At 69.7% G+C, this 10,136-nt stretch carries 12 protein-coding genes; 11 read left to right on the forward strand and 1 reads right to left on the reverse strand.

From position 1 onward, the window contains the following. The first annotated feature begins 379 nt into the window (after positions 1-379). The 11 genes from ACWTSU_RS08320 to recN all read left to right on the forward strand — a co-directional run bounded on the left by ACWTSU_RS08320 (position 380) and on the right by recN (position 9,694). The gene (locus ACWTSU_RS08320) at positions 380-1,378 is read left to right on the forward strand and encodes a PTS sugar transporter subunit IIB (RefSeq protein ID WP_455139632.1); all 999 of its coding nucleotides are present in this window, start codon (positions 380-382) and stop codon (positions 1,376-1,378) included. A gap of 13 nt (positions 1,379-1,391) precedes the next feature. Beyond that, on the forward strand, positions 1,392-2,204 hold the full coding sequence (locus tag ACWTSU_RS08325; protein ID WP_455139634.1) for a PTS mannose/fructose/sorbose transporter subunit IIC: 813 nt from the start codon (positions 1,392-1,394) through the stop codon (positions 2,202-2,204). Between the two features lie 18 nt (positions 2,205-2,222). Next, a complete protein-coding gene (locus ACWTSU_RS08330) occupies positions 2,223-3,152 on the forward strand; it encodes a PTS system mannose/fructose/sorbose family transporter subunit IID (protein ID WP_455139636.1) in 930 nt (309 codons plus the stop codon). A 113-nt stretch (positions 3,153-3,265) separates the two neighbouring features. Further along, complete coding sequence (locus ACWTSU_RS08335) at positions 3,266-3,652, forward strand: DUF956 family protein (protein ID WP_455139638.1); 387 nt, start codon at positions 3,266-3,268, stop codon at positions 3,650-3,652. 437 nt (positions 3,653-4,089) lie between these two features. Then, the gene (gene efp / locus ACWTSU_RS08340; RefSeq protein ID WP_455136759.1) at positions 4,090-4,656 is read left to right on the forward strand and encodes an elongation factor P; all 567 of its coding nucleotides are present in this window, start codon (positions 4,090-4,092) and stop codon (positions 4,654-4,656) included. Between the two features lie 71 nt (positions 4,657-4,727). Beyond that, the gene (locus ACWTSU_RS08345) at positions 4,728-5,090 is read left to right on the forward strand and encodes an Asp23/Gls24 family envelope stress response protein (RefSeq protein ID WP_455139640.1); all 363 of its coding nucleotides are present in this window, start codon (positions 4,728-4,730) and stop codon (positions 5,088-5,090) included. A gap of 1 nt (position 5,091) precedes the next feature. Beyond that, a complete protein-coding gene (gene nusB, locus ACWTSU_RS08350; RefSeq protein WP_455139642.1) occupies positions 5,092-5,643 on the forward strand; it encodes a transcription antitermination factor NusB in 552 nt (183 codons plus the stop codon). Next, positions 5,644-5,976, forward strand: coding sequence for an exodeoxyribonuclease VII small subunit (locus ACWTSU_RS08355; RefSeq protein WP_455139644.1), 333 nt, complete (start codon positions 5,644-5,646; stop codon positions 5,974-5,976). It begins immediately after the preceding gene. Between the two features lie 2 nt (positions 5,977-5,978). Continuing rightward, positions 5,979-6,716, forward strand: coding sequence for a TlyA family RNA methyltransferase (locus ACWTSU_RS08360; RefSeq protein WP_455139646.1), 738 nt, complete (start codon positions 5,979-5,981; stop codon positions 6,714-6,716). 463 nt (positions 6,717-7,179) lie between these two features. Further along, entirely contained in the window at positions 7,180-8,034 is an 855-nt protein-coding gene (locus ACWTSU_RS08365) for an NAD(+)/NADH kinase (protein ID WP_455139648.1), read from the forward strand. A 28-nt stretch (positions 8,035-8,062) separates the two neighbouring features. Continuing rightward, positions 8,063-9,694 carry a DNA repair protein RecN gene (recN, locus tag ACWTSU_RS08370; RefSeq protein WP_455139650.1) on the forward strand — a complete coding sequence of 544 codons (1,632 nt, stop codon included), beginning with the start codon at positions 8,063-8,065 and terminating at the stop codon, positions 9,692-9,694. Here recN and ACWTSU_RS08375 read toward each other — a convergent pair. Next, complete coding sequence (locus ACWTSU_RS08375) at positions 9,691-10,011, reverse strand: helix-turn-helix domain-containing protein (RefSeq protein ID WP_455139652.1); 321 nt, start codon at positions 10,009-10,011, stop codon at positions 9,691-9,693. The two genes, recN and ACWTSU_RS08375, sit on opposite strands and share 4 nt — an antisense overlap. Positions 10,012-10,136 lie beyond the last annotated feature (125 nt).

A 10,136-nucleotide genomic window follows, 5' to 3' on the forward strand; every position in this document is an offset into this window, starting at 1 on the left:
CGACTATGGCCTGCCTGTCGTCTTCCCGGTACATGCGGACCTCCGTCCCGGACGCCTCGGGCGTCCAACTTTTCGTCCGCACCCCCACGAGGCCACAGTTGACCGATTTGTGGGCCGCAGGGGCGTCGCGCGGCTGCGGCGTCGGCGGCGCGTGCCCGCCCGCCCGGCGAGAAGGTCGCGGCGCTCACGGCCCCTCCCTCGCGGCCAGAACTTTAAGAAGCCTGAAGGCTCAGAAACCGGTTAATCGCTTCACAACTTCGTCATAAGTGAGTAAAATGTGTACGGCGCGTGGAGCGACGGAGGAGAGAACGTGGAGGTTTGTCCCCCGTGGCCCTGCGCGTTGGAGGAGAGTCCGCGAAATTCGAAAAGGAGGTAAGCGGTGGTTAGCATTGTTCTAGCCAGTCATGGCACGTTCTCCGAGGGCATCCTGATGTCCGGCCAGATGATCTTCGGCAAGCAGGAGAACGTAGCGGCCGTGACGCTCATGCCCGAGATGGGGCCAGACGACCTCAGGGCGAAGCTTCTCGAAGCTGTCTCCGGCTTCGACGACCAGGATCAGGTCCTGTTCCTGGTCGACCTCCAGGGCGGTACGCCCTGGAACCAGGTCTCGCTGCTGCTCGGCGAGGAGGGCCACGAGAACTGGGTGGCCGTCGGTGGTCTCAACCTGCCGATGCTCATCTCGGCCTACGGCGCGCGCATGGGTGCCGAGACCGCGGCTGACGTCGCCAAGGAGATCTACCCCGAGGCCAAGGCCGGCATCTGCGTGAAGCCCGAGGAGCTCGCGCCCGCCGAGGCCGCTCCCGCCGCCGCCCCGGCCGCCGCGCCGGCCGTCGGCGCCATCCCCGAGGGCACCGTCCTCGGCGACGGGCACATCAAGATCGCCCACTGCCGCGTGGACACCCGTCTGCTCCACGGCCAGGTGGCCACCACGTGGACCAAGACGGTCAGCCCGGACCGCATCATCGTCGTCTCCGACTCCGTCTCCCACGACGAGCTGCGCAAGACGATGATCGTCCAGGCCGCGCCCCCGGGAGTCAAGGTCAACGTCGTCCCGATCTCCAAGATGATCGAGGTGTCCAAGGACCCGCGCTTCGGCGCCACCAAGGTCATGCTGCTGTTCGAGACCCCGCAGGACGTCCTGCGCTGCGTCGAGGCCGGCGTGGACATCAAGAACGTCAACCTCGGCTCCATGGCCCACTCCGTGGGCAAGGTCGTGGCCACCAACGCCATCGCGCTCGACCAGGCCGACATCGACTGCCTGCAGAAGCTCCGCTCCGAGGGCGTCGAGTTCGACATCCGCAAGGTCCCGGCCGACTCGCCGGAGAACTACGACGCGATGATCAAGAAGGCCGAGTCCGAGCTGGCGGCCCAGGCATAAGAAGGAGGGAAACATGTCGGTAATCACAATCATCCTGATTGTCATCGTTGCCTTCCTCGCCGGCATGGAGGGCATCCTTGACGAGTTCGAGTTCCACCAGCCGCTGGTGGCCTGCACGCTCATCGGTCTGGTGAGCGGCCACCTCGAGGCCGGCATCGTCCTCGGCGGCACCCTGCAGATGATGGCCCTCGGCTGGGCCAACATCGGCGCCGCCGTCGCGCCTGACGCGGCGCTCGCGTCCACCGCCTCGGCCATCCTGATGGTCATCGCCCTCAACGGCGGGACCGCCCAGGCCGAGGCCATCTCCACGGCCATCGCCGTGGCCGTGCCGCTGTCCGTGGCCGGCCTGTTCCTGACCATGATCGTCCGTACGCTGGCCATCCCCATCGTCCACGGCATGGACGCCGCCGCCGCCAAGGGCAACTTCGGCACCATCGACGCGCTCCAGATCGTGGCCATCTGCATGCAGGGCGTCCGCATCGCCATCCCGGCCGCGGCCCTGTGCTTCATCCCGCAGGAGGCCGTGACGGCCGCCCTGAGCGCCATGCCCGCCTGGCTCACCGACGGCATGTCCATCGGTGGCGGCATGGTCGCCGCCGTCGGCTACGCGATGGTCATCAACATGATGGCCACCCGCGAGGTCTGGCCGTTCTTCGTCCTCGGCTTCTGCCTCGCCGCCATCTCCGAGCTCACGCTCATCGCCCTGGGCGCCATCGGCATCTGCCTGGCCCTCATCTACCTGGGCCTCAAGGAGATGGCGAAGTCCGGTGCCGGCGCCGCCGGCTCGGGCGACCCGCTCGGCGACATCCTGGACGACTACGAGTAGGAAAGGGGGTAGAGACACATGGCAGACAAGATCACGCTTACCAAGCAGGACCGCATCAAGGTCTGGTGGCGTCACCAGTTCCTGCAGGGCTCCTGGAACTACGAGCGCATGCAGAACGGCGGTTGGTGCTACTCCATCATCCCGGCCATCAAGAAGCTCTACACCGACAAGGATGACCAGATCTCGGCGCTCAAGCGTCACATGGAGTTCTACAACACGCACCCGTACGTCTCGTCCCCCGTCATGGGCGTCACCCTCGCCCTCGAGGAGGACCGCGCCAACGGCGCCCCGATCGACGACGCCGCCATCCAGGGCGTCAAGGTCGGCATGATGGGCCCGCTGGCCGGCGTCGGCGACCCGGTGTTCTGGTACACCGTGCGCCCGCTGCTCGGCGCCCTCGGCGCCTCGCTCGCCATGGGCGGCTCCATCGCAGGCCCGATCATCTTCTTCGTGGTCTGGAACATCATCCGCATGGTCTTCGAGTGGTACACGCAGGAGTTCGGCTACAAGCTGGGCACCTCGATCACCAACGACCTCTCGGGCGGCCTGCTCGGCAAGATCACCGAGGGCGCCTCGATCCTCGGCATGTTCGTCATCGGCTCGCTGGTCGAGCGCTGGGTGTCCATCACCTTCGCCCCGGTCGTCTCCACCGTGCCGCTTGACACCGGTGCCTACATCGACCCGGCCAGCCTCGACGCGCTCGCCCAGAGCCAGGGCGTCGGCTCGGCCATCCTGCAGGCGCTCTCCGACCAGGCCGGCGGCCTGTCGCTGACCGCCGAGAAGGTCACCACGCTCCAGCAGAACCTCGACAGCCTGATCCCGGGCCTCGCCGCCGTGGGCGTCACGCTGCTGTGCTGCTGGCTGCTCAAGAAGAAGGTCTCGCCGATCGTCATCATCATCGGCATGTTCGTGGTCGGCATCGTCGGCCACCTCATCGGCCTCCTCTAGGGCAGAGCCCCCGGCTTCTTTCGGGGCCGCGTTCGCCGGACGTGTCACAATGGCACGTGGCGGGCGCGGCCCCGCCGCGTTTCTCGACACCTTCGAAAGGAGAGACGGCGCCCATGGCCCAGTCTCAGAACACCAAGGTCGACCTCACCGTCCCGGCAACCTCGTTCATGGGGCTCGCCGAGTACGGCAACATGATGATCGGGGACCGCGCGCTGGAGTTCTACAACGAGCGCAACGTCGAGGACTACATCCAGATCCCGTGGGACCAGATCGACCACATCGCGGCGAGCGTGATGTTTCGCGGCCGCATGATCGCCCGCTGGGTGGTCTTCACCGTCGGCGGCGCCAACTACTCGTTCTCCACGCGCGACAACCGCGCCGCGCTGCGCGCCATCCGCGACCACATCGGTGGCGAGAAGATCCTGCGCTCGGCCACGTTCTTCGGCGTGATTCGCGCTGGCCTCGCGGGCATCTGGCGCCGCCTCACCCGCCGCGGGTAGGGGAGCCGACCCCCACTTGCTTCTCGCCGGTCATTCCGTTCCGCACCATGGGCGCTCCGCCCCGCTGCCGTCGGCTCTACCCACAAGCGTCAGGTTGACGCTTGTGGATGATTCTGTCGGCCTCCCGCCGGCGCACATGCGTCAGTCCGACGCTTGTGGGTAATCCCGCCGACGCTCCACCTACACACATGCGTCAAGTTGACGTTTCTGAGTAACTTCCGGGAGCGTCGTCGCCCGGCTTGGCCGCACACAACCGTCAAGTTGACGTATGTGTTCGGGCTGGCGAGAAGGACGGTTGCTCACAAGCGTCAACTTGACGCATGTGGGTTCGGCTGAGAGGCGGGCGGGCCAAACCGTCGCGCCCCGGCGCGCAGCGGGGCGCTTGACGCGCGTGCTAGAATGGGTTGCCGTAGGCACGTACGATAGAAAGGCGTTTCATGGCAACCATCAGCACCGCAGACTTCAAGAACGGCATGGGCCTCAAGATCAACGACAAGTACTACACGATCGTCGAGTTCCAGCACGTCAAGCCCGGCAAGGGCGGTGCCTTCGTCCGCTACAAGATCCGCGACCTCAAGACCGGCCGCGTGATCGACCAGACCTGCAACGCCGGCACCAAGTTCGAGAACGTGCAGCTCATCACCAAGGAGATGCAGTACCTCTACAACGACGGCGGCACCTACTACTTCATGGACAACGAGACCTACGAGCAGGTCGAGATCCCGGCCGACTTCATCGGCGACAACGCCAAGTGGTTCAAGGAGAACGACAACGCGAGCCTGCTCTACGCCGACACCGAGCTTCTCGGCGTCGAGCCCCCGATGTTCATCGAGGTCGAGATCACCGAGACCGACCCCGGCTTCAAGGGCGACACCGTCCAGGGCGGATCCAAGCCCGCCACCATCGAGACCGGCGCGGTCATCCAGGTCCCGCTCTACCTCAACGTGGGCGAGAAGATCAAGGTCGACACCCGCGACGGCGGCAAATTCGTCGGCCGCGTCTAGGTCGCGCGGCGCCGCTATACTGTAGTCATCGCGCAAACGCGGGCCTCGGGGCCCGGATGAGGGAGGTCAACATGGCCGAAAGCGAGCTGTTTGTCTCTGGCATCGGCATCTCTAAGGACGTCGTCTCCACGATCGTCTCGCTGGCCGCCCGCCGCGTCGAGGGCGTGGCGTCGGTCGGGGGCAATGACATCGCCTCGAGCCTCATCTCGGTCTTCACGAGCCGCACCGTGTCCCCCGAGAAGGCCGTCGAGTCGAGCGTGGAGGACGACAAGCTGCACGTGACCGTCCACTTGGCGGTCTTCTACGGCTACCCCTTCACCAAGCTCGCCGCCGTCGTGCGCGAGGAGGTCGCGCGCGCCGTGGCCGAGCAGGTCGGCGTGGAGGTCTCCGCCGTCGACGTGTGCATCGACAGCCTCGTCTTCCCCAAGGAGTAACGTGAGCGGACGTTTTGTCGGGCGCACCCTCGCCCGTAGCCAGGCACTCCAGCTGCTCTTCCAGGCCGAGGCCAACGAGCGCGGGGTGCTCGAGGTCCTGGACGGCGACTACGCGCTGTCCGACGGCCCCCTCGACGACTATGCCCGCCGGCTCGCGCTCGGCGCCGACGAGGCCCGCCCGGACCTCGACGCCGTGATCGTGCAGCGCTCCACGGGGTGGTCGCTCGCGCGCCTCAACGCCGTGGACCGCAACATCCTGCGCCTCGCGCTGTACGAGATGCTCCGCGTGGACGACGTCGACGTGGCCGTGACCATCGACGAGTGCGTCGAGCTGGCCAAGGCCTACGGCACCGACGAGTCCTCGCGCTTCGTGAACGGCATCCTCGGCCGCGTGGCCGATGACGTCGAGGCCGGCGTGGACGTGGTCGCCGCCGCGCGCGAGGAGGCGCGCCGCCGCGCCGAGAAGAAGCGCCGGGCGGAGGAGGCCGCGGCCGCCGAGGCCGAGGCAGCTTCCGCGGAGGAGTCTGCCGAGGCGCCCGCGGAGGCCGAGTAGATGGCCCGCGTCGACGTCTCCCGCTACCAGACCTTCCCCGAGATCACCGAGCGCCTCGACGACATCGTCGCCCAGGTGCGCGACAAGGACATCTCGCTCGAGCGCTCGCTCGACCTCTTTGACGAGGCCATCGCGCTCGGCTCCAAGGCCGTGAGCCTCGTCGACGCCACGGACTTCTCGCCTGAGGAGGAGGCGCGGCTCGCCGACGAGCCCGCCGCGGACGGCGAGAAGGGCGAGACGAACGGCGCGGCCGACGCCCCCGACGCGCCCGCTGAGCCTGCCCCGGACGCCGGGGCGGAGCCCGAAGCTGCCGACGCCTCCGCCGAGGCCTAGCCTTGCCCCGTCGCCGCCGGCTCGACGCCGAGCTCGTCGCCCAGGGACTCTTCCAAACCACCGACGAGGCGATGCGCGCCGTCATGGCCGGCGACGTCTCGACCACCGACCGGCGCCTCACCGCCCCCGGCGAGCAGGTGCGGCCCGGCATCCCCCTGCACGTGCGCGGCCGCGCGGCCTACGTGAGCCGCGGCGGCCTCAAGCTCGAGCGCGGCCTCGACGCCTTCGGCGTGGACCCGACCGGGCTGGCGTGCCTCGACGTGGGCTGCTCCACCGGGGGCTTCACCGACTGCCTGCTCAAGCGCGGCGCCGCGAGCGTCGTGGCCGTGGACGTGGGCTACGCGCAGTTCTCATGGGAGCTGCGCGGCGACCCCCGCGTGCGCCTGCTCGAGCGCACCAACGTCTGCGACGTGCCCGCCCTTCTCGGCCCCGACGTGGTCGACCTCGCCGTGTGCGACGTCTCGTTCACCTCGGTCGTGACCGTGCTGCCGGCGGTGCTCGCGCTGCTGCGCCCGGGCGGGACCTTCCTCACGCTGGTCAAGCCGCAGTTCGAGGCGGCCCGCGACGACGTGGGCGAGGGCGGCGTGGTGCGCGACGCAGCCGTGCGCGCGGCGGCTCTGGATCGGGTGCGTGCGGCCTTCGAGGACGCCGGCCTCACCGTGCGCGGCAGCTGTGAGAGCCCCATCACCGGCCACAAGGGCAACGTCGAGTACCTGCTCTGCGGCGTGGCGTCGCGGTAGGTCCTTGCTCGTTGCACGTTAATGCGTCCACGAGTCGAGGGGCTGAGCCGTCAGGACGCCATAAGGTGTCAAGTAGCGTGCAAAAAGTCCCTTCGTTACACAAACTCTGGGCTTGGTGTGCAAAATCAGCATTCCTTACACAGGGAATAGGCCCTCGGTCGAGTAGCAGGAAGACGGTTGCGCGCGGGGCCCATAACGTTTTCGCAGGTAGACGAAATATAACAATATAAAACGAACACAGGCTACTTGAGAGATTCCAGAATCTTGTGGTAGAAAGACCGATTTTGCACAGCACGCTCCATTTTTGTGTAACGAAGGCGGCTTTTGCGCAAGCCACCGCTCTGGTCTGGTCATCCGCCGGCAGCGCGACCCCGCATCGTCCGTCCCGTGTCCACGCGCCCGCGTACTGCGGCGCGGGTGCTACACTCGAGACCCGCACATCGGCGAGGGAGGAGACGCCCGCGTGAAGGTCCTGATCGTTCCCAACTACGCGCGCGCGGACGCCGTCGAGAGCGCCCGCCGCCTCGAGGCGTGGCTCGACGACGAGGGCGTCGAGACAATCTGGGCGCGCGACAAGCGGCTCTTCCCCGACGCGGGGGAGTCGGCGGACGGCTGCTGCCTGGTGGTCTCGCTCGGCGGCGACGGCACGCTGCTGCGTGCCGCGCGCATCGTGGGCTACTCGGGCGTGCCGGTCCTCGGCATCTCCTACGGGCACCTGGGCTTCCTCACCGCCGCGGGGCCCGACGACCTGCTCGAGACCGTGCGCGACGCGCTCGCCGGCGAGCTGCACGTGTCACGCCGCGCCACGCTCGACGTCGAGTGCGCCTTCGAGCTCGAGGACGGCACCACGCAGCTCACGCACGCCTTCGCGCTCAACGACTTCGCGCTCAGCCGCGGCGGGGCCGGCGACATGGTGGAGTTCGACGTCGCGGTCTCGGGCAAGCACATCGACCGTCTGCGCGGCGACGGCTTCGTGGTCTCCACGGCCACGGGCTCCACGGGCTACGCGCTCGCCGCCGGCGGCCCCATCGTGACGCCCGAGTTCGGCGGCATGGTCTGCGTGCCCATCGCCCCGCACACGATCATGGCGCGGGCCTTCCTCACCGCGCCGTCCGACGTGGTGGAGATCGAGATGAGCCCCGAGCGCCCCGCCATGCGCCACTTCTTCGCCGACGGCCAGCCCATCCGCCACGAGGGCGGCACGGGCGTGCGCGCCTGCGTGCGGCGCGGCCCCGGCGACCTGGTCCTTCTCGACCGGGGGGCGCAGAGCTTCTACGACTCGGTGTCGCGCGTCTTCTACGGGCAGGTGGGCAAGTGACGACCGGCGAGAGGGGCGGGGAGGCCGCATGATCGACGAGCTGCGGGCGCGCGACGTCGCGCTGATCCGGGACGCCGCCATCGAGCCGGCGCCGGGCCTTACCGTGCTCACCGGCGAGACGGGCGCGGGCAAGACCGCGCTGCTCTCGTCCATCAAGCTATTGGTGGGGGAGCGCGCCGACGCGGGCATGGTCCGCGAGGGTGCGTCGTCGCTCGAGGTCGAGGGGCGCCTGTTCCTGCGCGGCGAGCAGGACGAGGACGGCTGCGTGGTGCGCCGGCGCGTGGGCGCCGACGGGCGCGGCCGCGTGGAGATCGACGGCCGGATGGCGAGCGTCCGCGAGCTCGCGGCGCGCGTGGGCTCCACCGTGGACCTCTGCGGCCAGCACGAGCACCAGCGGCTGCTCGACGCGCGCACGCACGCGGACATGCTCGACGCGTGGGCCGGCGCGCCGGTCGCCGAGGCCCTGGAGCGCTACGACGCCGCGCTCGACGACGCCCGCGCGGCCGCCGACGAGCTGGCACGCGTCCGCGAGCTCGGGCGCGCCGCCGGCGAGAAGCTCGACGAGGCCGCATTCGTGCTGCGCCGCATCGACGAGGTGGACCCGCGCGCGGGCGAGCTCGAGGAGCTGGAGGCGCAGCTGCCGCGCGTGGAGCACGGAGAGGCCCTGATGGAGGCCGCCGCCGGGGCGCGCGAGCTGCTCGCCGGCGAGGGTGGCGCGCTCGACGCGCTGTCGGGGGCCGTCCGCGCCCTCGAGGCCGCCGCGGGCTACGACGAGGCGCTCGGCACCTGGGCGGAGTCGCTGCGCGGCTCGCTGATAGACGTCGAGGACGTGGCCTCCGAGCTGCGCGACTACGCCGACGAGGTGGACTTCGACCCCGAGGAGCTGGAGCGGCTGCAGACGCGCTTGGCGGCCCTTGAGGGGCTGCGCCGCGCCTACGGCCCCACGATGGACGACGTGCTCGAGCGCCGCGAGCGCGCCCGCGAGGTCGTGGCCGCGGCGAGCGACGGCGGCGAGCTCGAGCGCCGCGCCGTCGAGGAGCTCGGGCGCCGCGAGGCCGCGCTCGCCGAGGCGGCCGACGCCCTCGACGCCGCGCGGGCCGAGGCGGCCCCGCGCCTGGCGGCCGCCGTGAGCGAGCAGATGGCCCGGCTCGAGATGGGCTCGGCCGAGCTGGAGGTCGCGCAGGAGCGCCTGCCGCGCGCGGAGTGGGGCCGCCGCGGGCCCTCGCGCGTGGAGTTCCTGTACCGGCCGGGCGCCGGCCTCACGGCGCGACCGCTCAGGCGCATCGCGTCCGGCGGCGAGGTCAGCCGCGTGATGCTGGCGTGCAAGGTTGCGCTCGGCGAGGCCGACGAGTGCGAGACGCTCGTCTTCGATGAGGTGGACGCCGGCGTGGGCGGCGCCACGGCCGTGGCGCTCGCGCGCGTGCTCGCGGACCTGGCGCGCACGCACCAGGTGATCGTGGTCACGCACCTCGCGCAGGTGGCCGTCATGGCCGAGCGCCACTACCTGGTGCGCAAGGCGGGGGACGAGCAGCCCGAGACCACGCTCGAGCTCATCGAGGGAGAGGCGCGCGTGGCCGAGGTCGCGCGCATGCTCTCGGGCGACGGCAGCGCCGCGAGCCTCGACCTCGCGCGCGAGATGCTCGCGTCGGCGCGCGGCTAGGGGGCCGTACCGTCCCTCTCGCCGTCCGGCACGGCCCCGGACGTGCGCCCGTCGAAGTCGAGCAGCTCGGTCACGTCGAGGTCGAAGACCCACGCCAGCGAGAGCAGCGTGTTGAGCGTCGGGTTCATGGGCGTGCCCGGCTTGGACTCGCCCTTCTCGAACTTCTGGTAGGTGTAGAGCGCGATGTGCGCCCGCTGCGCCACGGACTCCTGGCTGAGACCGCGCTCGCGGCGCAGGTCGCGCAGGCGGTACCCGAGCCTGACCGAGTAGTCGGCGAGCTCGGGGCGGTCGACGTGGGTGTCCGTGGTCGGCTTCATTCTACGAACTATCCGGCGAAGCGACCCGGGGCGCTACCATACTCGTATGAGCCTTGCCGAGAAGTGCGGGGGCGGCTGTCTTTTCGCGGCGAGCGCGCCCGCGCCGCGCGCGACGGCGGCCGCCC

This window comes from Thermophilibacter sp., from assembly GCF_966187215.1.